The sequence below is a fragment of the Streptosporangium sp. NPDC004379 genome, from assembly GCF_042873875.1.
Lineage (GTDB): Bacteria > Actinomycetota > Actinomycetes > Streptosporangiales > Streptosporangiaceae > Streptosporangium.
Window position 1 is genome coordinate 1 of the sequence record NZ_JBIAMC010000018.1, and the last position, 24,782, is coordinate 24,782.

At 73.2% G+C, this 24,782-nt stretch carries 29 protein-coding genes; 16 read left to right on the plus strand and 13 right to left on the minus strand.

From position 1 onward, the window contains the following. Nucleotides 1-255: 255 nt before the first annotated feature. Nucleotides 256-651: an NUDIX domain-containing protein gene (locus ACFYSC_RS30220; RefSeq protein ID WP_389968431.1), complete on the minus strand. Its 396-nt coding sequence runs from the start codon at nt 649-651 to the stop codon at nt 256-258. A 64-nt stretch (nt 652-715) separates the two neighbouring features. On the opposite strand from ACFYSC_RS30220, the gene ACFYSC_RS30225 reads away from it, so the two are divergent. The 4 genes from ACFYSC_RS30225 (at nt 716) to ACFYSC_RS30240 (ending at nt 3,525) form a co-directional block, all read left to right on the plus strand. Beyond that, the gene (locus ACFYSC_RS30225) at nt 716-1,000 is read left to right on the plus strand and encodes a hypothetical protein (RefSeq protein ID WP_389968433.1); all 285 of its coding nucleotides are present in this window, start codon (nt 716-718) and stop codon (nt 998-1,000) included. Continuing rightward, nucleotides 988-1,536, plus strand: coding sequence for a GNAT family N-acetyltransferase (locus ACFYSC_RS30230; RefSeq protein ID WP_389968435.1), 549 nt, complete (start codon nt 988-990; stop codon nt 1,534-1,536). Before ACFYSC_RS30225 ends, ACFYSC_RS30230 begins: the two co-directional genes overlap by 13 nt. Before the next feature lie 148 nt (nt 1,537-1,684). Then, complete coding sequence (locus ACFYSC_RS30235) at nt 1,685-2,572, plus strand: hypothetical protein (RefSeq protein WP_389968437.1); 888 nt, start codon at nt 1,685-1,687, stop codon at nt 2,570-2,572. Nucleotides 2,573-2,676: 104 nt separating this feature from the next. After that, nucleotides 2,677-3,525, plus strand: coding sequence for a TIGR02569 family protein (locus ACFYSC_RS30240; protein WP_389968439.1), 849 nt, complete (start codon nt 2,677-2,679; stop codon nt 3,523-3,525). A gap of 86 nt (nt 3,526-3,611) precedes the next feature. Here the strand turns inward: ACFYSC_RS30240 and ACFYSC_RS30245 are convergent, their stop codons facing one another. The 6 genes from ACFYSC_RS30245 to ACFYSC_RS30270 form a co-directional block, all read right to left on the minus strand. After that, nucleotides 3,612-4,241, minus strand: a complete 630-nt coding sequence (locus ACFYSC_RS30245; RefSeq protein ID WP_389968441.1) for a TetR/AcrR family transcriptional regulator — start codon at nt 4,239-4,241, stop codon at nt 3,612-3,614. A gap of 91 nt (nt 4,242-4,332) precedes the next feature. Next, complete coding sequence (locus ACFYSC_RS30250) at nt 4,333-4,548, minus strand: (4Fe-4S)-binding protein (RefSeq protein ID WP_362944429.1); 216 nt, start codon at nt 4,546-4,548, stop codon at nt 4,333-4,335. Then, nucleotides 4,545-5,741 (minus strand): cytochrome P450, encoded by a 1,197-nt coding sequence (locus ACFYSC_RS30255; protein ID WP_389968443.1) that lies wholly within the window; start codon nt 5,739-5,741, stop codon nt 4,545-4,547. Before ACFYSC_RS30255 ends, ACFYSC_RS30250 begins: the two co-directional genes overlap by 4 nt. Nucleotides 5,742-5,974: 233 nt before the next feature. After that, complete coding sequence (locus ACFYSC_RS30260; protein ID WP_389968445.1) at nt 5,975-7,135, minus strand: epoxide hydrolase family protein; 1,161 nt, start codon at nt 7,133-7,135, stop codon at nt 5,975-5,977. Beyond that, nucleotides 7,132-7,341 (minus strand): hypothetical protein, encoded by a 210-nt coding sequence (locus ACFYSC_RS30265; protein WP_389968447.1) that lies wholly within the window; start codon nt 7,339-7,341, stop codon nt 7,132-7,134. Before ACFYSC_RS30265 ends, ACFYSC_RS30260 begins: the two co-directional genes overlap by 4 nt. A gap of 292 nt (nt 7,342-7,633) precedes the next feature. Continuing rightward, complete coding sequence (locus tag ACFYSC_RS30270; RefSeq protein WP_389968449.1) at nt 7,634-8,440, minus strand: putative protein N(5)-glutamine methyltransferase; 807 nt, start codon at nt 8,438-8,440, stop codon at nt 7,634-7,636. 99 nt (nt 8,441-8,539) lie between these two features. Here ACFYSC_RS30270 and ACFYSC_RS30275 point away from each other — a divergent pair, with 99 nt between their 5' ends. The 8 genes from ACFYSC_RS30275 to ACFYSC_RS30310 all read left to right on the plus strand — a co-directional run bounded on the left by ACFYSC_RS30275 (nt 8,540) and on the right by ACFYSC_RS30310 (nt 15,626). After that, nucleotides 8,540-8,941, plus strand: coding sequence for a hypothetical protein (locus ACFYSC_RS30275; protein ID WP_389968451.1), 402 nt, complete (start codon nt 8,540-8,542; stop codon nt 8,939-8,941). Continuing rightward, the gene (locus tag ACFYSC_RS30280) at nt 8,938-10,143 is read left to right on the plus strand and encodes an epoxide hydrolase family protein (RefSeq protein WP_389968453.1); all 1,206 of its coding nucleotides are present in this window, start codon (nt 8,938-8,940) and stop codon (nt 10,141-10,143) included. Before ACFYSC_RS30275 ends, ACFYSC_RS30280 begins: the two co-directional genes overlap by 4 nt. Nucleotides 10,144-10,370: 227 nt before the next feature. After that, the gene (locus ACFYSC_RS30285) at nt 10,371-11,597 is read left to right on the plus strand and encodes a cation:proton antiporter (protein ID WP_389968455.1); all 1,227 of its coding nucleotides are present in this window, start codon (nt 10,371-10,373) and stop codon (nt 11,595-11,597) included. Then, on the plus strand, nt 11,594-12,952 hold the full coding sequence (locus tag ACFYSC_RS30290) for a TrkH family potassium uptake protein (RefSeq protein ID WP_389968457.1): 1,359 nt from the start codon (nt 11,594-11,596) through the stop codon (nt 12,950-12,952). Before ACFYSC_RS30285 ends, ACFYSC_RS30290 begins: the two co-directional genes overlap by 4 nt. Further along, entirely contained in the window at nt 12,945-13,607 is a 663-nt protein-coding gene (locus tag ACFYSC_RS30295) for a TrkA family potassium uptake protein (protein WP_362944454.1), read from the plus strand. The genes ACFYSC_RS30290 and ACFYSC_RS30295 overlap by 8 nt, the downstream gene beginning before the upstream one ends. A gap of 142 nt (nt 13,608-13,749) precedes the next feature. Next, on the plus strand, nt 13,750-14,046 hold the full coding sequence (locus tag ACFYSC_RS30300; RefSeq protein ID WP_389968458.1) for a type II toxin-antitoxin system Phd/YefM family antitoxin: 297 nt from the start codon (nt 13,750-13,752) through the stop codon (nt 14,044-14,046). Then, nucleotides 14,043-14,282, plus strand: coding sequence for a type II toxin-antitoxin system RelE/ParE family toxin (locus ACFYSC_RS30305; RefSeq protein ID WP_389968460.1), 240 nt, complete (start codon nt 14,043-14,045; stop codon nt 14,280-14,282). Before ACFYSC_RS30300 ends, ACFYSC_RS30305 begins: the two co-directional genes overlap by 4 nt. Before the next feature lie 162 nt (nt 14,283-14,444). Continuing rightward, complete coding sequence (locus ACFYSC_RS30310; RefSeq protein ID WP_389968462.1) at nt 14,445-15,626, plus strand: site-specific integrase; 1,182 nt, start codon at nt 14,445-14,447, stop codon at nt 15,624-15,626. A gap of 251 nt (nt 15,627-15,877) precedes the next feature. Here ACFYSC_RS30310 and ACFYSC_RS30315 read toward each other — a convergent pair whose 3' ends face one another. Beyond that, on the minus strand, nt 15,878-16,240 hold the full coding sequence (locus ACFYSC_RS30315; RefSeq protein ID WP_389968464.1) for a nuclear transport factor 2 family protein: 363 nt from the start codon (nt 16,238-16,240) through the stop codon (nt 15,878-15,880). Nucleotides 16,241-16,520: 280 nt separating this feature from the next. Between ACFYSC_RS30315 and ACFYSC_RS30320 the strand changes: the two genes are divergently transcribed. The 3 genes from ACFYSC_RS30320 (at nt 16,521) to ACFYSC_RS30330 (ending at nt 18,311) form a co-directional block, all read left to right on the plus strand. Next, nucleotides 16,521-16,976, plus strand: a complete 456-nt coding sequence (locus tag ACFYSC_RS30320) for an Hsp20/alpha crystallin family protein (RefSeq protein WP_389968466.1) — start codon at nt 16,521-16,523, stop codon at nt 16,974-16,976. Between the two features lie 239 nt (nt 16,977-17,215). Further along, on the plus strand, nt 17,216-17,887 hold the full coding sequence (locus tag ACFYSC_RS30325) for a helix-turn-helix domain-containing protein (RefSeq protein WP_389968468.1): 672 nt from the start codon (nt 17,216-17,218) through the stop codon (nt 17,885-17,887). Nucleotides 17,888-18,035: 148 nt separating this feature from the next. After that, nucleotides 18,036-18,311: a helix-turn-helix transcriptional regulator gene (locus ACFYSC_RS30330; protein WP_362944467.1), complete on the plus strand. Its 276-nt coding sequence runs from the start codon at nt 18,036-18,038 to the stop codon at nt 18,309-18,311. 107 nt (nt 18,312-18,418) lie between these two features. Here the strand turns inward: ACFYSC_RS30330 and ACFYSC_RS30335 are convergent, their stop codons facing one another. The 3 genes from ACFYSC_RS30335 to ACFYSC_RS30345 form a co-directional block, all read right to left on the minus strand. Next, nucleotides 18,419-19,654 carry an RNA polymerase sigma factor gene (locus ACFYSC_RS30335; protein ID WP_389968470.1) on the minus strand — a complete coding sequence of 412 codons (1,236 nt, stop codon included), beginning with the start codon at nt 19,652-19,654 and terminating at the stop codon, nt 18,419-18,421. 6 nt (nt 19,655-19,660) lie between these two features. After that, complete coding sequence (locus tag ACFYSC_RS30340; RefSeq protein ID WP_362944471.1) at nt 19,661-20,011, minus strand: YciI family protein; 351 nt, start codon at nt 20,009-20,011, stop codon at nt 19,661-19,663. Nucleotides 20,012-20,121: 110 nt separating this feature from the next. Next, complete coding sequence (locus ACFYSC_RS30345; protein ID WP_389968472.1) at nt 20,122-21,036, minus strand: aldo/keto reductase; 915 nt, start codon at nt 21,034-21,036, stop codon at nt 20,122-20,124. Nucleotides 21,037-21,099: 63 nt separating this feature from the next. Here ACFYSC_RS30345 and ACFYSC_RS30350 point away from each other — a divergent pair, with 63 nt between their 5' ends. Further along, nucleotides 21,100-22,089, plus strand: a complete 990-nt coding sequence (locus ACFYSC_RS30350) for a winged helix-turn-helix transcriptional regulator (protein WP_389968474.1) — start codon at nt 21,100-21,102, stop codon at nt 22,087-22,089. Nucleotides 22,090-22,194: 105 nt separating this feature from the next. On the opposite strand, the gene ACFYSC_RS30355 is transcribed toward ACFYSC_RS30350, so the two are convergent. Further along, nucleotides 22,195-23,787, minus strand: a complete 1,593-nt coding sequence (locus tag ACFYSC_RS30355) for an MFS transporter (RefSeq protein ID WP_389968476.1) — start codon at nt 23,785-23,787, stop codon at nt 22,195-22,197. Next, complete coding sequence (locus ACFYSC_RS30360; protein WP_389968478.1) at nt 23,784-24,299, minus strand: SRPBCC domain-containing protein; 516 nt, start codon at nt 24,297-24,299, stop codon at nt 23,784-23,786. Before ACFYSC_RS30360 ends, ACFYSC_RS30355 begins: the two co-directional genes overlap by 4 nt. Nucleotides 24,300-24,782 lie beyond the last annotated feature (483 nt).

The following is a 24,782-nucleotide window of genomic DNA, read 5'->3' on the forward strand; positions in this document are numbered from 1 at the left end:
CCTCAAGGAGCTGCAGGCCCTGCTGGCAGCCTGGACAGGCCGATGCCCGACCTGCCGCAGACGGCCGCCCTAACCACCTAACAAAGCACTACTAGCCCGGTTGGCGCCGTATCTGACGACGAATCCGCGTGATCATGAGCTTTGGCGACGCTCCGCGATGCCAGACTTACGGGACCGGTACCGGCGGAGCGCCTCCTGCCCGTCCGGAATGAACCGATGCCACCTCACGGCTTCGCTCAACTCGGCGGTCGTCAGTCAGCCTGCCCAACTCACCGCATGGGGATCGGGAGAGACGTCGCCGGTGATGACCGCTTCGTGCACCCCGAGCCAGTACGAGGCGATCTCGCCATGGCACAGGAACCTGACCACTTCACGCACCGGTACGTCGACGCCTAATTCCTCCGCGATCTCGCGCGCGGCCGCCGCCTGATAAGACTCCCCCACCCCGACGGCTCCGCCGAAGGTTACTTCGTAGTAGCCGGGATATCTGGACAATCCCTCAGCCCGCCGGCACACCAGGAACCTTCCCGGCTCATCACGGCAGACAGTGGTGGCGATGCGGTGCAGCCAGCCATGACGGACCGCATCATCCCGGCTGACGACGCCCAGCACACGGTCCTGATCGTCGACATGTTCCACCGGTTCGGTCACAGCGGCATGATCTCAGCTCCGGACCGAAGCCCGGAGCCCCCGGGCAGCCTGTAGCCGCGCCGGGATGAGGCCCATCGCCATGTCGGCTGAAGGGCCGGCCGACCTGTCGCCGCCGGGCGGGCCGGTCCTCGTCGTCGGTTCGACCGTTGAGGTCGAGGCGGAGCGGTACCCGCTCGGAAGAAGAAGTGGCGAGTTCGCGGCAATGGTCGCAGGGCAGAAAGCCCGCAGTCCGGTAGCGGCGACCGATCTCGGCCAGCCGCTCTTCAACGGCCGGCCGAGATCGACGGCCTACCCTCGACCGCGCCGATGCACGACCTGGATCGGTATCGTCGCCATGTGCCCGAGCTGATCGCGCCCACCACCCGGCTCCACGCCGCCTGGCTTGAGGCGCATACCGAATGGGGCCCCGGCGTCCACGAGGACGGTTTCGGACTTCTGCCGGCCGACGAGGTCGGTTCCCCGGCCGGGTTCGCGGCCTGGGTGGCGCGGCTGACCGGTGAGTCGGACCAGGCGGATGCCGGCGGGGTGGCCTGCGCGTACCGGTGGATCATCGAAGGCGACCGGGTGCTCGGCGGGATCGCGTTGCGGCACGGGGACGGCGAGGTGGTGCGACGGCTCGGCCACATCGGCTACGGCATCCGCCCGTCGGCGCGCCGGCGCGGGCTGGCCACCTGGGCGCTGGGCAGGATGCTCGATGAGGCGCGAACGCTCGGCATAGGCGAGGTGCTCATCGTCTGCGCGGCCGGCAACGCCGCCTCGGCGAGGACGATCGAGCGCTGCGGCGGCGTCCTCGAAGGCGTCCGGGACACCGAACTCGGCGCCGTGCGGCGTTACCGGATCGACCTCCAGCGGTCCCCCGGGGCGCCTTCCCCCACGGAGGCCTGAGTCGTCCCGAGCAAAGACGCCCCGAGAGCGGTCTTCACGTACAGGCGCGGGCGACCAGTCCGCGACCAGTGCGGAGCAATGAGCCGATCGTGTGCCGTACGTAGTTCTGCCGAGTGAACCGGGCCGCCCGCCGGCACGTCTACTGATCATGAGGGTGCTTGCGGCCGCGGTGCTTGTCCTGCTCGCGACGGCCTGTGGGGCCGCGCGGGCACCGGTCACCGCCGAGGAGTTCACCGACCGCGCCCGTGAGGTCGCCGACCACTGGCGGCGTTCGGCGGAGCGCGGGCCCTGGACCGCGGGGTTCGTCCCGCTGCGGAACCTGACCCTGGAGCCCGACTGGGAGCACACGCCCCGCTGGGTCGGGCGGAGCGCTATCAACAGCGCCTGGAGGCTGGAGACCGTGCTCCCGGTCGAGGCGCCCGCCCCGGCCGAGCTGCGCTGGGCCGACGGGGGCACGCTGAGCGTGCCGGTCCTGACGGCCGCGGTCGCCTACGCCGGGCTCAGCAAGCCCAAGTCCTTCGCCGACGAGAAGTGCCCGGCCGAAGGCTGCCGGCCATTGCGCGTGGTCGCGGTGGCGCGGGGTGAGGCCACCATGCCCAGCAGCCGGGGAGACGTACGGGTGCCGACGTGGGACTTCACCGTGCGGGGTGTGCCGGAGCCGTTCCGGCGGGTGGCGGTGGACCCGGCCGCGATGGGCGGACCGCCCCGGCCGCTGGACGGCGGAGTCCAGGAGGTGAGCGCCTACGAGGTCCGCACACCGACCGAGCTCCGGCTGAGCTACCTGCACGGCGTCTGCGACACGACGTACGGTGCGCGCGTCCACGAGACGCCCGAGGTGGTGGTCGTGGACGTCGACGTCCGGCCCGACGACGTGGAGATCTGTCCCGCGGTGGGGAAGACCGACCTGATCGGCGTGACGCTGCGCGAGCCCCTGGGCCACCGGGTGGTGCTGGACTCCGGCAGCGGGATTCCCCTGCTGCCGCGCAGCGGCGTCCGCCTGGCCGAGTTCCGGAACCACGACCCGCGCCGCTCCTGACCTTCGGCACTCCCGGCTGCGGTGTGGGACCGCTGTCAGCAGCTGAGGGTGACAGCGGCCTGTGCGCCACGAACCCGTCGGCCGAAGACTCTACGATCTTGAGTGTGGCACCTTCGGTTTCGCGGCCCCCGGAAGCGGTCCTCGCGGCATTCGGCATCCGCGCTGATCCAGCGGTGTTGCCAGGCGGCAAGGGGAACAGCTGGCGAGCCGATCAGGTGGTCCTCAAGCCCGTGGAGTTCCTGGCGGAGACCCTCTGGCGATCGGAGGTGCTCACCGCCCTGCCCGGCTCGGCCGACTTCAGAGTCGCCCGCCCCGTTCGGGCCCTGGACGGGGCATGGGTGGTCGACGGCTGGGAGGCGTCCCGGCTCATCGAGGGCGTCCCGGATGTCGGGCGTCAGGATGATGTGCTGCGCGCCGGCATCGCCTTTCACACGGCCATCGCGAGCCTGCCCCGTCCTGGATTCCTGGACTTCCGCGACGATCCCTGGTCCATCGGTGACCGTGTCGCATGGGAGGAACTGCCCATCCGGGCATGCCCGCCGGCCCTGAGCCTGCTGGAGCCGCTGGTGGGCGCTCGCCGCCCGGTCGATCTCGTCTCGCAAGCGGTTCACGGGGATCTGCCCGGCAACGTGCTGTTCGCGGACGGCCGACCACCGGCGATCATCGACTGGTCCGTCTACTGGCGTCCCGCATCCTGGGCGGCAGCGGTCGCGGTGGCCGATGCATTGTGCTGGTACGGCGCTTCACCCGCATTGGCCGCCCGTTGGTCGCATCTGCCGGCCTGGGGCCAGATGCTGGTCCGTGCTCTGATCTACCGGATCGTCACCCACGAGACGGCATTCGGCTCCCGCGGGTGGACACCCGACCAGGTCGCGGCACACCTGCCCACCATCGATCTCGCTGTCACCTATGCCGGCCACGGTGCCGGCCAGGCGCATCCCCGCAGTCCGTGACCGATACCCGGCACGCCCGAAACGATGAGACCACCGTCTCCTTCCGGCGCGCCGCGTGACGATGTCACGGGGACAGGGGGCGGGTCTCAGTGCTCGCAGGGGCCGGAGCGCTTCAGCGAGGAGTCGAGCAGGCCGGTGGGGGCGGGGCCGGGGAGCGGGTCGGCCGAGGGCAGCGTGCCGGCCAGCAGCAGGGCGAGGTAGCGGCGGGGGTCGGCGTGGCCGGCGTCGTCGGCGTGCACGGTGGCCAGCACCATCACCACCATCGCCGCGAGGTCGCGGACCATCAGGTCGGAGCGGACCAGGTCGCGCCGCTGGGCGTCGGCCAGCACGTCGCCGAGGGGGCCCATGAACCGCTCGGCGATGCCGACGGAGAACGCGCCGGTCTCGTGGGCCGCGGCGAGCAGGGGCCGGTGGGCGGCCAGGGTGTCCACCGTGGCGGCCAGGGCGTCGGCCAGCCCCCGCCGGGGGTCGGCGGCCCGGCGGGCGGCCAGCGCGAGCGGTTCGACCTCTTCGGCGAAGTAGGTGTGGAACGCGGCCCGTATCACGCCCTCGCGGTCGCCGAAGCGGCGGTAGACGGTCGCGATCCCGACCCCGGCCCGCCGGGCGATCTCCTCCAGCGGCGCCGCGGAGCCGGTCTCGCACAGCGCCGCGATCGCGGCGCGGACGATCCTGTCGGAGTTGCGGAGCGCATCGGCCCGGCGTCCCTGCCCTCGCACATCCTGAACGCTAGCAGTGTTCATGTTGTCGCCGGCAGTACGGCCGGGCGGTGGCCGGAGCGCGGGCCCCGGCCACCGCCTGGAAAAGCGGTCAGTCCTCCACCAGGGACAACGCGCCGGAGGGGCAGGCGCGCACCGCCCGGCGGGCGAGGTCGGCGTACTGCGCCGGTGGCTCCGGCTCCAGCAGCACCACCACGCCGTCGTCGTCCTGGTCGAAGAGCTTCTCGGCGGTCATGACGCACATGCCGGCTCCGATGCACACCTCGCGGTCGGCCCGGATGCGGACGGGCTTGTTTTCTTCGCTCACCAGGCCACCTTAAAAGAGCTGAGGCCGTAGACGACGTTGAAGGACCGGAAGGCGGGCTCGGGGTCGGCCTCCCGCAGGCCGGGGAAGCGTTCCAGCAGGGCGGGGAAGGCGATGCGCATCTCCATCCGCGCCAGCGGCGCCCCCAGGCAGTGGTGCACGCCGTGGCCGAAGGCGACGTGCCCCAGGCTGTCGCGGCCGATGTCGAGCCGGTCGGGGTCGGCGGCCAGGGCGGGGTCGCGGTTGGCGGCGGGCAGGGCGCAGATCACGATCTCACCCGCGGGGATGCGCTGCCCGGCCACCTCGACGTCGGTGGTGGTCACCTTGGTCATGCCGGAGTGCACGATGCTGAGCCAGCGCAGCAGTTCCTCCACCGCGGCGTCGATCCGCTCGGGCTCCTTGCGCAGCAGCTCCAGCTGGGCGGGGTGGCGCAGCAGGGCCAGCGTGCCGAGGGAGAGCATGTTGGAGGTGGTCTCATGGCCGGCGAGCAGCAGCAGGCTGCCGATGCCGGCGAGCTCGGAGTCCGTCAGGTCGTCGCCGTGCTCGCGTATCAGCATGCCGATCAGGTCGTCGCCGGGGTCGGCCTTGGCCCGGGAGACGAGCTCGCCGATGTAGGCCCGTGACTCCAGCGACGCCGCCGCCCGCTCCTGCGGGGACAGCGACAGGTCCAGCATCCGGCCGCTGCGCCGCTGGAAGTCGGACCGGTCGCCGTACGGCACGCCCAGCAGCTCGCAGATGACCAGCGACGGGATCGGCAGCGCGAAGTCGGTGACCAGGTCCGCGGGCGGGCCGGTGCGCTCCATGGCGTCCAGGTGCTCGGTGACGATCTCGTGGATGCGCGGCTCCAGCCTGCGCATCCGGCGGACGGTGAACTCCGGCGTCAGCATGCGCCGCAGCCGGGTGTGCTCGGGCGGGTCGAAGGCCAGCAGGTTGCCCGCCCGCAGCTCGGCGATCTCCTCGTCGGTGCGCTGCGGCATGCCGGGCATGCGGAAGACCACCTGCTGGGCGTTGCTGAACCGCTCGGCGTCACCCAGCACCGCGCGCACGTCGGCGAAGCGGGTGATGAGCCAGCCGTCGACGCCGAAGATCGTCTTGATCTTCCGCACGCCCTCCTCGTCGCGGATCGCCGCCAGCTCGGGGGCGGGGTCGAACTCCGCCCGCCGCATGTGCAGCGGCAACGTCATGGACTCGCTCATGCCATCTCCCGGGACTCGTCGCGAGTGATCATCCGCCGAAAACGATAGCAACCTATCGTTTACTACTCCAGGATACGGCCCTCGGGAAGGATCGGAACGGGAATCGGCGGCAGGAGACCGATCTTCGTTCCGGTTCGGGGACGGGTCTCGTTTTTCCTGTTCAGCGAGCCGCACGGCCCTCGGCATGCCTGTCGGGCATCCGCCTGCTGAGCCCTGTCCCCGACCCCCGGCCACTATCGGAACAGGCGGAAGAAGGCGCGGACGTCGTCGACGAACAGGTCTGGTTCCTCCATCGCGGCGAAATGTCCGCCTCGATCGAACTCCGACCAGTGGACGATGTTGTCGTTCCGTTCGGCGAGTCGCCGGACAGGACGGGCCAGGTCGGCGGCGAAGACCGCCACGCCGGTGGGTGTCGTCAGGGGCCCGGTGCGGGGCGGACGGGTGGAGTGGGCGTGCTCCCAGTAGTGGCGGGCGGATGACCCGGCCGTCGCGGTGAGCCAGTAGAGCATCACGTTGGTCAGGAGCCGGTCGCGAGAGATCGCCTCTTCGGGCGCCTCGGAGCAGTCCGTCCACTCTTTGAACTTCTCCACGATCCAGGCGAGTTGCCCGGCCGGGGAGTCGGTGAGCCCGTAGGCCAGTGTCTGCGGACGGGTGCCCTGGATCTTCGCGTAGCCCGACATCTCCGGTTCGGCTCGTATCAGCCGGTCAAGCCGTTCTCTGTCGTCGTCGGTGAGCTCCGCGGCTTCGGCCGGGTCGCTGGGAGGGAGCGTCACAAGGGTGTTGAGGTGGATCGCGGCGACGTGGCCGGCGTCGATGACGGCCAGTTCCCGTGTGATCGCGTGCCCCCAATCGCCGCCCTGGGCGCCGTAGCGATGGTAACCCAGGCGCCTCATCAGCTCTGCCCAGGCGCCGGCCACGCGCGGTATGTCCCAGCCGCCTTCCCGGGTGGGGCCGGACAGCCCGTATCCCGGGATGGACGGGATGACCAGGTGGAAGGCGTCGGCCGGGTCGCCGCGGTGGGCCCCGGGATCGGTCAGGGGCTCGATGACGTCGAGGAACTCGACGATGGATCCGGGCCAGCCGTGGGTGATCAGCAGGGGAAGGGCATCGGCCTGCGAGGAGCGGATGTGCAGGAAATGCACGTTGGCGTCGTCGATCGTGGTGGTGAACTGCGGGAAGCGGTTGAGATGTGCCTCCTGCGCCCGCCAGTCGTAGGTGGTTCGCCAGTACTCGGTCAGCTCCCTGAGGTAGGCCGCCGGCACTCCCTGGGACCAGTCGCCGACGGGATCGTCGGGCCACCTGGTCGCGGCGAGGCGAGCGGCCAGGTCCTCCAACTCCTCCTGGGGGACGTCCAGGACGAAGGGCCGGATTCCTCCCTCGTCATGTCCGCTCATTCGGCGGTCTCCTGCGATTCGGTCCCGCCGACGAGCGCGCGTGCAGCCGCCGCCTCGGCGCCGTCCCGTTCCCGGTGACCTCCGCCCCGGCGCCGGACCTGTTCGTTTGCCGGCGGGGCGAGGATCTCACGAGTCCGTAGCGCGTCATGGCGCGCAGCCGCGGTCGGCAACGTGAGTCGACATTCAAGATCGTCAGGAGTGAACATGATCCGAGTATTACGTCAAGACAGCTTGACGTCAAGCCAGCTTGACAAATGAATGGCGCGCCTGCCACTCCCGCGGACGAGAAGCGTCCGGCATCGAGAAAAGACGGCTCCTGAACAAGATCGATGAGCGGCGGCTCGCGGCCGGAACGGCGCCGGATCATGCGCGTCTTCGCCGCACTCGCGGGGTTCATCCGCGAGCTCATCGTTCAGGGCGCTGCGGGACCCGCGCGCCGGAGCGGAATCCGGCGCGCGGGTCCATCCCGGATCCGCGCGGATCCGCGCGGATCCGGGCTCAGGCGGGGAGGGCGCCGATGACGGCGGTGGCGTCGAGGTCGTCGCAGTGGGCCACCCGGGCGGCCAGCCCGGCGGCGGTGACGGCCTCGGCGGCGGACGCGGCCTGCCGCTCACCGGTCTCGATCAGCAGGCATCCGCCCGGGGCCAGCCACCCCGGCGCGGCGGCGGCCACCCGCCGCGCGACGTCGAGCCCGTCGGCGCCGCCGTCCAGCGCCACCGCCGGCTCGTGCAGCCGGGCCTCCGGCGGCAGCAGCCCGATCGAGGCGGTGGGCACGTACGGCGGGCTGGCGATCACCACGTCGACGCGGCCGCGCAGATCGTCCGGCAGCGGCCCGTACAGGTCGCCCTCGTGGACCCGGCCGCCGAGCGGGGCGAGGTTACGGCGGGCGCAGCGCACCGCGGCGGGCTCGACGTCGACGGCGTGCAGCTCGGCCCGGCCCAGCGCCGCGGCCAGCGCGGCCCCCAGCGCACCGGAGCCGCAGCACAGGTCCACCACGACCGCCCCGGGACGGGTCAGGGCGGCGGCCTGGCGGATGAGGAACTCCGAGCGCGGACGCGGCACGAAGACCCCCGGCTCCACGGCGAGACGCAGGCCGCAGAACTCCGCCCAGCCCAGGACGTGTTCCAGCGGCAGTCCTGAGACGCGCCGCTCCACCATGGCGGCCAGATCGTCCGGGGTGCGGGCGGCGGAGATGAGCAGGTCCGCCTCGTCCTCGGCGAAGACGCAGCCGGCCGAGCGGAGCCTGCCGGCGACGGCGGAACGGGACGGCGAGGAAGAAGAGAAGGATGAAGGGGAAACCGACACGGGACAGCCTTTCGGAACGCCGATGGGCGCTCCCGCCGTCACCTCTGTTCGGAGGGGCCGTACGGCGTGCGGAGGGAGCACCCGGCCTGTAACAGCGGAATGGGGCTCACCTCCTTCGGTCGATCATCACCTGGGACGGTCACCGTACCAGACGCCGCCCGCGCGGAGGCCGGACGGCCCTTGACGACTCTGCGGCGCGGCTACAACTACAACCGGGGTGTGGACAAGGTCGGCAACCTCGACATGGGGCTGGTGTTCCGCTGCTACCAGCAGGACGTGGAGCGGCAGTTCGAGGCCACCCAGGAACGCCTCGTCGGCGAGCCGCTGGTCGACTACATCTCCCCCACCGGCGGCGGCTACTTCTTCGCCCTGCCCGGGGTCAAGGACCCCTCCGACTGGCTGGGCCGCTCCCTGTTGCAGGGCTGGGCCGTACGGCGGCACGCCCTCCGGACGATCGCGGAAGCTGTTCTTCCGCGATCGTCCCTAGCGTCGGCCGCATGACATCCACCGGCGGCCTCCGCCCGTTCCGCATGCACATCCCCCAGGCCGACCTGGACGACCTCCGCTCCCGGCTGACCCGTACCCGCTGGCCCGGCCGCCGCCCGGCCTCCGACGGCTGGAGCCGCGGCGTCCCGGCCGGCTACCTCGAAGAGCTCGCCGGCTACTGGGCCACCGAGTTCGACTGGCGGGCGCAGGAGGCGGCGCTGAACGAGATCCCGCAGTTCACCACCGTGATCGGCGGGCAGACGATCCACCTCCTGCACGCCCGCTCCCCCGAGCCGGACGCGCTGCCGCTCGTCCTCACCCACGGCTGGCCCAGCTCGCCGGTGGAGTTCCTCCGGTTGATCGGCCCGCTCACCGACCCCCGCGCCCACGGCGGCGACCCCGCCGACGCCTTCCACGTCGTCGCGCCGTCGCTGCCCGGCTACGGCTTCTCCAACCCCGTCGGCGAGGACGGTTTCGACCTGTTCGGCGTCGCCCGCCGCTGGGCGGAGCTGATGAGCCTCCTGGGATACGAGCGCTACGGCGCGCAGGGCACCGACGTCGGCTCGGGGGTGGCGGGCATGCTGCCCATGGTCGCCCCCGGGCGGGTGACCGGCGTCCACCTCAGCGGCACCGGCGCCGCGCCGCCGTTCGGCCCGGCGCTGGACCCGGAGACGCTGCCGGAGGCCGACCGGGCCCGCGCGCAGCGGTTCAACCGGTACCGCGCCGAGGGCCTGGGCTACCTGACGTTGCAGTCGACCCGCCCGCAGACCCTGGCCTACGCGCTCAGCGACTCCCCCGCCGGCCAGCTCGCCTGGATCGTGGAGAAGTTCCACGAGTGGACCGACCCCGCCGCCGAGCTGCCCGACGAGGCCGTCGACCGCGACCAGCTGCTCACCAACGTCAGCCTGTTCTGGTTCACCGGCTCCGGCGCCTCCTCCGCCCACGCGGTGTACGAGGGGATGCGCGCCTGGCGGGCCTTCGACGCCGAGCAGGAGGCCCGGCGCGAGGCGGGCCAGGAGCCGCGGCAGGAGGGGCCGGCGGGACCGCCGACCGGGGTCGCGGTGTTCGCCGCCGACAGCACCATCCGGAGCCTGATGGACCCGCACGGGCGGATCCGGCACTGGTCGGAGTACGGCCGGGGCGGCCACTTCGCCGCGATGGAGGTCCCCGGCCTGCTCACCGACGACATCCGGGACTTCTTCCGGCCGCTGCGCTGACCCGCGGCCCGCGTCGTCCCCGGGCGGAAGCCGTCCCTCGGCGGGCCATCCGCCCGCGGGGCGGTTCCCGCCCGCTCCGGGATCGAGTCCGGCACGCCCGGTCCGGGGCGGGCGGGTCCGGGGTGATGTCGTGGCCGTGGCGGCGGAGTTGTTAGGGTGTGCGGCGGAGTGCCGGGAAGTCTGGTCGGCGTGCCTGCACCCTGTCCGCCACCCCTGGAAGACACCTCATGGTCCTGCTTCTCGCGTTCGCCGCGCTCCTGCTTCTCGCGGTCCTGATCTCCAGCCTGGCCAACCGGACGATCCTGTCGACGGCCGCGCTGTTCCTGGTCGCCGGGTTCGTCCTCGGCGACGGAGTGCTGGGCGTGGTGCCCCTGGCCGCCGGCGACGAGGTGGTGTCCACCCTCGCGGAGCTGGCGCTGTTCGCGGTGCTCTTCACCGACGGCATGCGCGTGGGCTGGCAGGATCTGCGCGGCGCCTGGCGGCTGCCCGGCCGGGCGCTGGGCTGGGGCCTGCCGCTCACCCTGATCGTCACCGCGCTGGCCGCCCACTACGTGGTGGGCCTGGGCTGGATCGAGTCACTGCTCCTCGGCGCGATCCTGGCGCCCACCGACCCGGTGTTCGCCGCCGCCCTCGTCGGCAACGAGAAGGTGCCGCCCCGGCTGCGCCAGCTGCTCAACGTCGAGTCCGGCGTCAACGACGGTCTGGCGCTGCCGTTCGTCATGGTGTTCCTGGCCGTGGCGGTGGGCTCCGGCGACCTGCACCTGGGCCCTCTGGCCCTGGAGCTGGGCGTCGGCGTGCTGATCGGCGTCGCCGTGCCGTGGCTGGCGATCAAGCTGGAAAGCAGCCGCTGGTTCGCCGCCTCCCACCACTACGAGCCGCTCAACGCCGTGGCGATCGGGCTGCTGGTGCTGGCGCTGGGCAAGGTCACGCACGGCAACCTGTTCCTGGCGGCGTTCTGCGCCGGCATCACCGTGGCCACCTTCGGCGAGCGTCAGCGCGAGTCCTTCGAGCAGTTCGGCGAGCTGATCGCCGAGCTGCTCAAGCTGGCGGCGCTGCTGGTCTTCGGCGCGCTCATCTCCCCCGCCCTGCTGGGATCGGTCGGCTGGCAGGGCTGGCTGTTCGCCGTCCTGGCCCTGGTGCTGGCCCGCCCCCTGGCCATCTGGGTCTCCTTCATCGGCTCCCGGCTCACCACCCGGGAGGTCGCGGCGGTGATGTGGTTCGGGCCCAAGGGCTTCGCCTCGGTCGTCTACGGCCTGATCGTGCTGGCCTCCGGCATCGCCGCCGCCCAGGAGGTCTTCCAGCTGGTGGCGGTGACGATCGTGCTGTCGATCCTGCTGCACTCCTCCACCGACGTCGTCGTGGCCCGCTCGTTCGACGACGAGCACGACGCACCCGCCTGGTACGGCACGGCCCGCCGGATCCGCTCCCGTTTCTCCGGAGCGAAGAGCCCATGACGCGCTCCAGCCTCACCCGGGCCGTCCTGGCCGGCTTCCGGCATCCGGCGCAGGTCGTCGCCGCCGCCTTCGCCGCCGCCGTCGCGACCGGCACCGCGCTGCTGTCGGCGCCGTTCGCCACCACCGACGGCAGACCCGCCGATCTTCTGGACGCGTTCTTCACCGCGACCTCCGCCGTCTGCGTCACCGGGCTCGCCACCGTCGACACCGCTCAACACTGGTCGCCCATGGGCGAGGTCGTCATCCTGGTGCTCGTGCAGGCCGGCGGGCTGGGCATCATGACCCTGGCGACCCTGCTGGCCGTTCTGGTCACCGGGCGGCTGGGCCTGCGCGCCCGGATGCTGGCCCAGGCCGAGACCAAGACCATGCAGCTGACCGGGCTGCGCCGCCTGATCGGCCAGGTGGTGGCGTTCAGCCTGACGGCCGAGGTGATCACCGCCGTGGTGCTGGCGGCGCGTTTCTCCGCCGGTTACGGCGAGCCGTTCGGCCGCGCGGCGTACCTGGGCGTCTTCCACGCGGTGTCGGCTTTCAACAACGCCGGGTTCGCCCTGTGGCCCGACAGCCTCGTCCGTTTCGCCGCCGACCCGTGGATCTGCCTGCCGGTCGCGGCGGCCGTCATCGTCGGCGGGCTGGGTTTCCCGGTGGTGTTCGAACTGGTGCGCTCCTGGCGGCGGCCGCGGACCTGGTCGGTGCTGACCCGCCTGACCGTGACGATCACCGTGCTGCTGCTGGTCTTCGGCACGCTGACGATCACCGCCGCCGAGTGGTCCAACCCCGCCACCCTCGGCGCGCTGGACCGCGACGACCGGCTCCTGGCCGGCTTCTTCACCGGGACGATGCCGCGCAGCGCCGGGTTCAACAGCCTCGACATCACCCAGCTGCACCCCTCCAGCCTGCTGATCATCGACGTGCTGATGTTCATCGGCGGCGGCAGCGCCGGCACCGCCGGCGGCATCAAGGTGACCACCTTCGGGGTGCTGGCCTTCGTCGTGTGGACCGAGCTGCGCGGCGAGAGCCGGGTCAACGTCGGCCGCCGCCGGCTGGGCGAGGGCGTGCAGCGCCAGGCGCTGGCGGTGGCGCTGCTGGGGCTGGCGCTGGCGGCGGGAGCGACGTATCTTCTGATGCTGCTCACCCCCCACCGCCTGGAGCTCGTACTGTTCGAGGCGATCTCGGCGTTCGCCACGGCCGGCCTGTCCGCCGGCGTCACCGCGGAGCTGGCCTCGCCCGGCCAGGTGCTGATCGCGCTGCTGATGTTCATCGGCAGGGTGGGGCCGCTGACCTTGTTCTCCGCGCTCGCGCTGCGCGAGCGTACCCGCCGCTACGAGCTGCCCGAGGAGAGGACCATCGTTGGCTGACAGCAGGAACGACGCGGTGGTGGTGATCGGCCTGGGCCGCTTCGGCGGCTCGCTGGCCCTGGAGCTGGCCCGCGGAGGCACCGAGGTGCTGGCCATCGACAGCCGCGCCAAGATCGTGCAGTCCATGGCCGGCCGCCTCACCCACGTGGTGGCGGCCGACTCCACCGACCTGGAGGCATTGCGCCAGCTCGGCGTCGCCGACTTCCACCGGGCGGTGGTGGCCATCGGCACCCACCTGGAGTCGAGCATCCTGACCACCTCCCTGCTGGCCGAGCTGGAGGTCGACGACATCTGGGCCAAGGCCGTCAGCCGCGAGCACGGGCGCATCCTGCAGCGCGTCGGCGCCCACCACGTGATCCTGCCCGAGCACGACATGGGCGAGCGGGTGGCCCACCTGCTCAACGGGCGGATGCTCGACTTCATGGAGGTCGACGACGACTTCGCGCTGGCCAAGACCCGCCCGCCGCGCCAGTACGTCGGCGTCCCGCTGGGGCAGACCAACCTGCGCCGCAAGCACGGGGTGACGGTGGTGTGCGTCAAGAGCCCGGGTGAGGAGTTCACCTACGCCGGCGCCGACACGGTGCTGACCTACGGCGACGTCATCGTCATCGCGGGCCGGACCGGCCAGGTCGAGCGGTTCGCCGACCTGCCCTAGTTCGGGGCGGCACGGATTCCGGCGTCGAGGGCGTCGGCGCGGGTTCACCGGCGGAATCCCGCGAATCCTTGCCGACGAGAACCAGGAAGGTGTACACCCTGGACACCCCGTGCAGGATGTACATCTTGTATATGGTGGGGCCATGACGAACGACGCACTGGGCATCGTCGAGGCCCGCAACAACCTCGGTGTCCTGGTGGCCCGCGCCGCCCATCGCCGCGAGGCCACCCGCATCCGCCGCTCCGCCAGCGAACGCGCCGTCCTCATCTCCGAAGAGGACTACGAAGAACTGCTGCGCCTGCGCCGGGAGCAGGAAGTCGCCGGCGTCGCCGCGGCGATCGCCGCCCACGGCCGCGGCGAGACGGACATGGCGGCCTACGACAGCGCGGCCGACCTGTACGCCGACCTCGGTCTGCCCGCCCCGGGCGAGCACGCTTGAAGCGCCGTCTCCTGCTCGCCCCCGCCGTGCGGGAGCTGCTGCGCGATGCCTCGCCGGGCCTGCGCGCCACGATCGCCGACACCCTCCTCGACCTCACCGCCGACCCCGAGCCCATCGGGGCCCGGCCGTACGGCGGCATCCCGGACGCCTTCGAGCTCCGCGCCGAGACGTTCCGCCTGATCTACACCCGGGGCGGCGACCACGTGTCGGTGTGGGTCCTGCAGATCAACACCTGACTCGCGCGAATCCGCCGCTCCCGGCGCCTGGGCCCGCCCACGCCGATGCGAGCCGGGGCGCGGTAGCATCCGCCGTGGTCACCTCCGGCCCGCCGGGCCGGGTGGGCCGCGGGGGCTGCCGGGGTTTCGTTGGGATTCGCATTCACGGGGCGGGACGGCTGCATGGCTCGGGAGCATCGAGGCGACGATGACGGCGCGGACACGACCGGCGCGGCGGACGGGCCGGTCCTGGACGGCGTCGCCCTGCCGGCGAGCCCTGCGCCCGGCGGGCCCACCCCGGGCGGGCTCGTCCCGCAGGGGCCCGCCCCGCGGGGGTCCGTCCCGGCGGAGCGTGGGCCGTTCACGCCGGAGGGTCTCGGGAACCCCGCCGACGACGTCCTGACCGAGGAGGCGGCGCGGCTCGTGGCGGCCGCCCCGGCGGCCAACACCAGGCGCGCCTACGACCGCGCCTGGAAGACCTACCTCACCTGGTGCGCCGGCGGCGGCCGTACCCCGCTGCCGGCCAGCGCCGCCACCCTGGCCAGCTTCGTGGCGCACCTGGCCGGGCGCGGCATGGCCCCGGCCAGCGTGGAGCAGGCGCTGGCGTGCGTGCTGTCGGCGCACGGCCGGGCCGGGCTGGCCAGGCCGCACACCACCGCCGCCCGCGACGTGCTGCGCGCCCACCGCCGCGCCTGGGCGGGGGCGGGCAACACGGTCCGCCAGGCCCCGCCGATCACCGTGGAGATCCTGCGCGACCTCGTCCACCACACTCCCGCCGACACGGCGGTGGGGCTGCGGGACCGGGCGGCGCTGGTCCTGGGTTTCGCGCTGATGGGCCGCCGCTCGGAGCTGTCGGCACTGGACCAGGAGCACCTGACGTTCGGCGCTCGCGGCGTGGAGGTGTTCATCCCCATGTCCAAGACCGACCAGGACGCCGCCGGCGCGACCGTCTCGGTCCCCTACGGCTCGCACCCGCAGACCTGCCCGGTGCGGGCCGTGCAGGCGTGGCTGGGCGAGCTGCACGCGCGCGGCCTCACCGGAGGACCGCTGCTGCGGCCGGTCGACCGGTTCGGCCGGATCGCCGGCACGCCGGGCTGGGCCGGCCGCGGCGGGCCGAGGCTGTCGGGCACCACGCTCAACCAGATCGTCAAGGACGCCGCCCGCCGCGCCGGCCTGGCCGACGCCGAACGCTACAGCGCCCACAGCCTGCGCGCGGGCGGGGCGACCACGCTGGCCGAGGCGGGCGTGCCGGCCGCGCGCATCGCCCTGCAGGGGCGCTGGCGGCCGACCTCGCCGACCGTGCACGGCTACATCCGCGCCGTCGACCGCTGGCGTGACAACCCGATGGGCCGCGCCGGGCTGTGACGGCCCGGTGCAGGGTCTCAACGATCTCGGTACCGATCCGGCACATATGTCAGATCGGTGAGACAGCCTTTCTGCGAGAGGGTGTCTCTGATCCCTCTGACGTCAATCCTTTCGCGCATGAGCCGGGATGCCACGATCCAGTCCTCGGTCTTGCCGAGATGGCCTGGCTTCCAGCGCCGCCCCCGCGGGAGCGGCCGAACCTCGCCGGCGACCATCCGGCCGGCCGGTCGCCGGACGACGTGCCGGCCATGTCAATCGGCCGTGCCGGCGTGCACGGCGATGATTCGCCAGCCGTGCGTCTCGCCGTACAGCCAAGTACGGGTGTAGCGCATCCTGGCCGCGAACGGCGCTCCCGAGACGGTTCCTTCGACGGTGCCGAGAAACCACGTCACCCCGGTGCGCCCATCGGCGAGCACGGTCAGCTCCTCCTCGTCCACCCTCGTCATCACCTGCGTCCGGGTGCGGTGCAGCTCCAGGTCGTCCGCCTTGGTCGCAATGTTCGCACCGAAGGTGAAGATCAGCCGATCATCCAGCAGCCGATCCAGCGCCTCGACGTCTCCAGCGAGCTGCGCGGCCTGGAGTCGGCGCTCGGCATCCCGCAAGTCCTCCATCATGAGGGTCACCCTCCCAGCCGGCGCCGTATCCGCGCCAGGACGTTCACGCTCGGCTGATCTTTGCGGTCCGATCCAGGGACTCCGATCGCCGGTGAGTGGGTGTCGGGTTCAGAAGGCTTCTCGTCGCGGAGCCGTACGAACTCCGCCGCGCCGGGCGGGACAGGATGGTTCCGGCGCGGACGAAGGACCCGGCCTTTAGGGACCTCCGGCCTTTGCGCGCACCGGACGCGGCGGCGTGCAATTGGGATGAGAGAAATCCCGATCAGTCACGGAGGACCAGATGAGCATGCTGATGCGTCAGGAGCGGGGTCTCTTCCCCGAGCTGCTCGACTGGCTGGACGCCCCGTTCGCCACCATGCGCACGCAGGGACAGGGCATACGTTTCGAGGACTACCTGCACGGCGACCGATACGTGCTGCGGGCCGAGCTGCCGGGCATCGAGCCGGACGACATCGAGATAGACGTGAACAACGGGGTGCTGACGATCCACGCCGAACGCCGGGTCGAGGAGAAGGAGCGGCACCGGACGGAGTTCCGCTACGGCTCCTTCACCCGGTCCATCGTCCTGCCGCCCACGGCCGACGAGAAGGACGTCGAGGCGACCTACGACAAGGGCGTCCTCGAGGTCAGCCTGAAGCTCGGCGCGCCGGAGGAGAAGAGCAGGCGCATCCCGGTCCACGCCAAGAAGGCGGTCCAGGCCAAGGCCCAGACCGGCAGGCAGTCCGGCAAGCAGTAACGACCCGGGGAAGGCGGCTCCCGGAGCCGGGACGTCCCGTGCGGCCGCCCACCCCGCGGGCGCATCCGGTGCGTGCGGCCGCTTCGGGGTGGGATATCCACCTCCAGCGGGGTATGCCGCCTGCGGCAGGCAGACCGGCGGGAGCGGGGCCGGCCGGAACCGGGCGCCGGTGCGGACGCCCGTCCGCACCGGCGCCGTCTGCTGCCGGATGCGGGAGGACCTCAGTTGGGAGGATGTACATGAGTGAACGCCAAGCCGCCCCCGGCGACCTGGGCCGGCGGGTGGCGCAGCGCCGCGGTGAGCTCGGTCTGGACCGCCGGCAGCTGGCCGACCGGGCGGGGATCGACCCCGGATACCTCGACTACCTGGAGGCGAGTGCGGCGTCGGCGTCCACCGAGACGGTGAACAAGCTGGCCGCGGCGCTGGAGACAAGCAGTGACGAGCTGCTCGGCGGGACGATGGACCTGCCGCCCGGCCGCGGCCGCCCCGCCCCCCGCCCGGTGCTGGAGAAGCTGGAGCCGGCCGAGTGCCTGCGGCTGATCGCGCCTGGCGGCGTGGGGCGGGTGGCCTTCGCCCAGCCCGACGGCCCGACGATCCTGCCGGTGAACTACGTGGTCCACGACGGCTCGGTGGTCTTCCGGACCGCCTCCGGCGGCCCGCTGGACGACGATCTGCGCACCGGAGTGCGGGGCGTGGAGTTCAAGGTCGCCTTCGAGATCGACCGGCTCGACGAGGCCGGCCGGGAGGGCTGGAGCGTGCTGGTGCGCGGCGGCGCCCACCACGTCTCCGACGAGGAGCGGGCGGCGGTCGCCGCGGTGGACGTCCGGCCGTGGGCGGGCGGCGAGCGCGAGCTGTTCGTCAGGATCTCCCCCACCGAGATCAGCGGGCGGCGCATCCGGCACGCCTCCTGAGGCGCCGCGCCGCGTGGACGACCCACGTGCCCGCGGACGCGGGCCGCGCCGGGGAGGCCGGGGCGCGTCCGCCCGCGCGCCCCGCCGGCGGCCCCGATCCCCGCACCGGTATTAGTATCCCGGCGTGGCCGGGATTAGTATCGCAGGCATGGTGAGAACCCCATTGACCCCGTGGGAGCGGCAGCGCGGGGAACGCTTCGGCGCGATACTGCGCCGCGCCCGCGGCGGCCGCAGCATGGTGGAGGTCGCCGCGGCCGCCGGGGTGTCGGCGGAGACGCTGCGCAAGATCGAGACCGGCCGGGCGCCGACCCCGGCCTTCTTCACCGTCGCGGCGCTGGCCGCGGCCCTGGGGATGTCCCTGGACGAGCTGGCCGCCGCCTGCGCGTCCGGCACCGGGGAGGAGGGACGGGCCCTGTCGGCCTGACCCCGCCACCGGGCGCACGCCTCGGACACGGGAGGACGGGCGCGCCCGGGGCCGGGCCGTCCCTACCGGGCCGCGCCTGCTGAGCGGCGGCGGAGAGCGGCGGCGGCTCAGCCGGCGCCGGGCAGCCGCCGGCCCCGCCGCAGGAACCGCACCTCGGCGGCGTTGCCGCACCGGGCGATCGCCGCCTCGTACGCCGTCGCGGCCTCCTCCCCCCGCTCCAGCCGCTCCAGCAGGGCGGCCCGTACGGCGTGCCACAGGTGGTAGCCGTCCAGGCCCAGGCCGTCCACCAGCGTCAGCGCCGCCCGCGGCCCTTCGACCTCGGCGACGGCGACCGCCCGGTTGAGCGCCACCACCGGCGTCGGCGCCACCGCCAGGAGCTGGTCGTACAGGGCGAGGATCTGGCGCCAGTCGGTGTCCTCCGCCTTCCGGGCGTCACCGTGGACCGCCTGGATGGCCGCCTGGATCTGGTACGGGCCGGGCCGGCCCAGCCGCAGGCACCGGCGGACGATGTCCTGTCCCTCGGCGATCAGGGTGCGGTCCCATCGGGTGCGGTCCTGTTCGGCCAGCACCACCAGGTCGCCGCCGGGCGTGGTGCGCGCCTCGCGCCGCGACTCGGCCAGCAGCATCAGCGCCAGCAGCCCCGCCGCCTCCGGCTCGTGCGGCATCAGGCCGGTCAGCAGCCGGCCCAGCCGTACCGCCTCGGCGCAGAGCCCGGAGCGGACGAGCAGATCGCCGCCGCTGGCGGCGTAGCCCTCGTTGAAGATCAGGTAGATCACCGCCAGCACCGCCCGCAGCCGGCCGGGCAGCTCGGCGGCGGGCGGGACGCGGTAGGCGATCCCGGCGTGGCGGATCTTGGCCTTGGCCCGTACCAGCCGCTGGGCCATGGTCTGCTCCGACACCAGGAAGGCGCGGGCGATCTCGGCGGTGGTCAGCCCGCCCAGCAGCCGCAGCGTCAGCGCCACCTGCGCGCCGGTGGCCAGCGCCGGATGGCAGCAGGTGAAGATCAGCCGCAGCCGGTCGTCGGGCACCCCGTCCTCGTCCCAGGGCGCCTCCTGCCGGGGCCCGCGGGCGTGCAGCAGGGCCGCCTGGGCGTGCCGATCGGCGCGCAGGGCCTCCCGGCGCAGCCGGTCGATCGCCCGGTTGCGGGCCGTGGTGATGATCCACCCGGCGGGGCTGGGCGGCACCCCGGCCGACGGCCAGCGCCGCGCCGCGGCGGTGAACGCCTCCTGCACGGCCTCCTCGGCGACGTCCAGGTCACCGAACAGGCCGGTCAGCACGGCCACCGCGCGGCCGTGCTCGGCGCGGAAGGTCCGCTCCAGCTCACTGAGGACGGGGCCGGTCACGGGCGGTCAGCCGGCGGGCTCGTCGAGCAGCGGCCGTACCTCCACCGGCAGGGTGGTGGCCCGGGCGTAGCGGCGGCCCCACTCCAGGGCGGTGTCCAGGTCGGGGGCCCGGATGACGGTGAACCCGCCGAAGTGCTCCTTGGCCTCGGCGAAGGGGCCGTCGCTGAGCAGGGTCTCACCGTCGGTGACGCGCACCACGGTGGCGGTGGCCGGGGGGTGCAGGCCGGCGGCGAACACCCAGGCCCCGGCGGCCCGCAGCTCCTCGCCCAGCGCGTCCACCTCCCGCATGACCGGCTCCAGCACCTCCGGCGGCGGGGTGCCCTCCGGCTGATACATGCTGATCAGGTATCGCCTCATCCGGTCTTCCTCCTCGGGGGTCCTGGGCCGGCCCCTTTCCGGGCCGGCCCCTCATCCTCTACACGAACCGGCCGCGCCGGAATCGACAGATGCGGCCGCCGGAATCGGGATCAGGTTCCGCGCCGGTGGAGGCGCTCCAGTACGGCCAGCTCCTCCCGCGACAGGCGCAGCGCCCCGGCGGCCACGTTCTCGGCGAGATGGCCGGGATCACCGGTGCCGGGGATGGCCAGCACGTGTGGCCCGCGGTGCAGCGTCCAGGCCAGCCGGACCTGCGCCGGGCTCACCCCCCGTGCCCGTGCCACGGCCAGCAGCTCGGCGTCGTCGCCGCCGCGCGCACCCGCTTCGCGGCCGGTGCCGGCGATCGAGTAGAACGGCACGAACGCCACCTTCCGCTCGCCGCAGAGGCGCAGGAACTCGTCCTGCCAGGACGCGGCGCCGATGCCGTACAGGTTCTGCACGCACACCACCGGCGCGATGGCCTGGGCCTCGGCTAGGTGCTCGGGCCGGACGTTGGACAGGCCCAGGTGGCGGATGAGCCCGGCGTCGCGCAGTTCGGCCAGCGCGCCGAACCGCTCGGCGATCGAGTCGGTTCCCACGATGCGCAGGTTCACCACGTCCAGGTGGTCGCGGCCCAGCTGGCGCAGGTTCTCCTCCACCTGGCCGCGCAACAGCCCGGGCCCGGCGTGCGGCAGCCACTCCCCCGACGGGCCGCGGCCCGGCCCGACCTTGGTGGTGATGACCAGGTCGTCCGGGTACGGGGCCAGCGCCCGGTTGATCAGCTCGTTGGCCGAGCGCAGCGAGGAGAAGTAGAACGCGGCGGTGTCGATGTGGTTCACGCCCAGCTCGACCGCCCGGCGCAGCACCGCGACCGCCTCCTCGCGGTCGCGCGGCGGGGAGCCGGGCGCGAACGCCGCGCCGCGCTGGGGCAGGCGCATCGCGCCGAATCCGATCCGGTTGACCGTCAGGTCGCCGAGCGTCCAGGTGCCCGACGCCGCGGCGGTGATCGTCTGTGAGGTCGAAGTCATATCCGGATGATCCGCGCCCGGTAGGCTGGCCGCGATCGATTCACACATGCTGCAATCCTGGGGGTGGCCGCCCTGGCTGAGCTGGCGTTCTCGGCCGATGATCTGGCGCAGATGCGTTTCGCCGTCTCGCCGATGTGGGAGGTGGGGACCAGCTTCAAGCTGCTGGTCTCACACCTGGATCATCCGGTGCACCGCCGCTGGATGCACCAGGTACGGCCGCGCGTCGCGGCGGCCAGGCTGGAGCGGGGCTGGCTCGCCGAACTGATCGGGCCCGGTGGTTACGTCCCCGACTTCCTCAACCCGGCGCCGGCCGGACCGGCCCCCGATCTGGCCGGGGAGCTGACCGCGATCCTGGCCACCCCCGCGGGGCGGGTGCGTTGCGACCTCGATCGCCTCGCGCAGCGCCGGGGAGCCCTGGGTCCCCGGCTGCGGGCCCTGTACGCCGACCCGCGGGCCCACCTGCCCGCGCTCGCCGAGGAGGTCGAAACCTACTGGGAGACGGCACTGGCCCCCTACTGGGCGCGGATCCGGGCGGTGCTCGACGCCGACGTCTTCCACCGGGCCCGGCAGTTCGCCGAGCACGGCGCGGGCCGCCTCCTCAACGAGCTGCACCTCTCGATGAGCTGGGACGACAGCACACTGCGGCTGACGCGCAGGCGGGCCCTGCCCCGCGAGACGGCCGGAGCCGGGCTGCTGCTGGTCCCCTCGGCGTTCACCGGGCCGGGCCCGCTCACCCGGGTGACGCCGCCGGAGCCGCCGCAGCTGGCCTATCCGGCGCGGGGCGTCGGCACGCTGTGGCGGCCCCGCCCCGCCGCCAGGTCCGGCGCCGTCGCCGCCGTGCTCGGCCGCTCACGGACCCTGCTGCTGACCGAACTGGAGGCACCGGCCTCCACCACCGAGCTGGCCCGCCGTACCGGGCTGTCGCCCTCGGGGGTGTCGCGGTACCTGACCGCGTTGCGCGACGCGGGCCTGGTCAGCGCGCACCGGGCCGGCCGCTCGGTGCTCTACGCCCGCACCGCCGTCGCCGAGTCCCTCCTCGGCGCCCGTCCCTGACCCGTCCCCGACCCGCCGCGAGCCCGTCCGGAGAACGCCGGAGCCCAGGGGTCATCAGTGCTCACTGATGACCCCGGGGCTCCGGCGGCCCTTCCCCCGCCGCCCTCACCCGGCCGCGGGCTGGGGCACGGCCGTCCCCTCGGCCGTCGTGCCGGCGGTGGTCCCGGCGGGGTCCGGGTCCGGGGCTCCGCCGCGGCGGAAGGCCAGCGCGGAGACGACCGCCAGGACGGTGAAGACGGCGGCCCCGAGCCAGGCGACGGTGGTCAGCCCACCGGCGAAGGCGGTGCGGGCGCCCTCCAGCAGCTCGGCGCCCGCCGCGGCGGGCAGCCGGCCGGCCGCGGCCACCGCGCCGGCGACGCTCTCGCCCGCGGCGCCGGCGGGGACGCCGCCCGGCAGGGCCTCGGCCAGCCGGTCGCGGTAGACGAACGCCGCCAGGCTGCCCAGGGTGGCGACCCCCAGGGCCACGCCGAGCTCGCCGCTGGCCTCCGACAGCGCGGCCGCCGCACCGGCCTTCTGCGGCGGGGCCGAGCCCAGCATCAGGTTCATCGTCATCGGCATGGGCAGCGCGACGCCGCCGGAGGCCAGGATGAGGCCCGCCACCAGCAGGTACAGCCCGCCGGTGCCGGAGATCTGGGTGTGCAGCACCAGCCCGCACGCCGCCGTGGCCAGCCCGGCCGACATCACGTACGCCGGGCGGATCCTGCGGGCCAGCAGCGGCGCCAGCAGGGAGCCGGCGATCATCGCGATGTTCTGCGGCACCAGCCACAGCCCCGCTTCCAGCGGCGACAGCCCCTCGACGGCCTGCAGGTAGGTGGTGGACATCAGCGTCACCCCGGCCATGATGATCCCGGCCAGCAGCATGACGCCCAGCGCCGTGCTGAAGGAGCGGCTGGACAGCAGGCGCAGGTCCAGCAGCGGGTCGGCCAGGCGCCGCTGGCGGCGGACGAACAACACGGTGAAGACCGCCCCGGTGGCGACGGCCGCGGCGGGCAGCGGCTGCCAGCCGCCGCGGGCCGCCTCCTTGAGGCCGTAGATGACCGGCAGGATCGCCGCCAGTGACAGCGCGACGCTCGTCAGGTCCACCCGGCCGGCGCCGGGGGCGCGGTACTCGGGCAGCAGGCGGGGGCCCGCGGCCAGCAGCAGCGCCATCACCGGGACGGCCGGCAGGAACACCGAGCCCCACCAGAAGTGCTGCAGCATCAGCCCGCCGACCAGCGGGCCCAGGGCCATGCCGCCCATGAAGCAGCTGAACCACACACTGACCGCCAGCTGCATCTGGCGCGGGTCGGTGAACATGTTCCGGATCAGGGCCATGGTGGAGGGCATCATCGTCGCCCCGGACACGCCCAGCAGGGCGCGGGCGGCGATCAGCATCGCCGGGGTGGTGGAGAAGGCGGCCAGCACCGCGGCGGCCGCGAAGACGACCGCGCCGATCAGGAGCAGCCTGCGGCGGCCGATCCGGTCGCCGAGCGTGCCCATCGTGACCAGGAACCCGGCGAGCATGAACGAGTAGATGTCCAGGATCCACAGCTGCTGGGTGGCGTCGGCCCCCAGCCCGGCGCTCAGGTGCGGCAGGGCCAGGTACAGGATGCTGACGTCCAGCGACAGCAGCAGCGTGGGCAGGGCCAGTACGGCCAGCGCGGTCCACTCCCGGCGCGTGGCCCGCGCTCCGGGCGCGGGGAGGGCGGTGGCGGTCATCGTCCGGTCTCCTGGCCGGCCGGGTGCCCGGCCAGGTGCTCGGCCAGCCGGTCGAAGAACAGCAGCCAGCCGTCGCGGGCGGCGCGGGCGTGCGCGGGGTCGGTGTTGACGCCGGCCTGGTGCATGCTCATCCGGGTGCCACCGGTGACATCGGCGACGCCGCCGAGTTCGACGGTCACCACCGAGGCCGGCGCGCCGTCGCGGTTTCCGGGGTCTCCGGTGGTGAACACCAGCCGGCCGGGGGCGCAGACCTCCAGGTAGCGGCCGCCCAGGGGGTGCTCGCCGCCCTCGGGGGAGAGCAGGCGCACCTGCCAGGCCCCGCCCGGCTCGGCGTGCATCGTGATCTGCTCGGGGACGACGGTGAACTCGCGCGGGCCGAACCATCGGGCGAAGCGCTCCGGCTCGGTCCAGGCGGCGAAGACCGCCTCACGCGGCGCGTCGAAGACACGGGTGATGGTGTACTCGCACCGGCCGTCGGTGCCGGCGTCCGGTGCGGTCGAAGTGGTGGTCATCGCCTCGTCCTTGGTCGGTGTGTCGTGGAGGGGAAGGCCCGCGCGGCCGGGGCGGGCCCGCGGATGTCCCCGGCCGCCCCGTTCTTCCGGGGTGCCTTCACCCTCTCACCGAAAATTTTTTTTGTCAAGAACGTCTCAGTTGTCGGATCTCCCTGTGTCTCCGGGAGCGGCAACGGGGCGCGCCGCACCCTTACGGAAGGACCACCCGCCCTGGTCATCGGCGCGGAGGGCGGATCCGCGGGGCGGCGCGGATGTCGGCCGAAAGCCGGTCGGGGTCGACGGGGGCGGGCTGCGGGGTGCCTGGCCGCCACGGCCGGCCGGGTCCGCGGGTTGCGTCCACGGAGGTGGTGTACGAGTTTCCCCTCGGCGGGAGAACCGTCCACCGGACGCCCCGCCGTTTATCGATCAATGACACTTTCTTTTGAGGACGGGCAGGTCACGACCGCGGGTGCCACCTCACACCGCTTCCGCGACGCGCGGGAG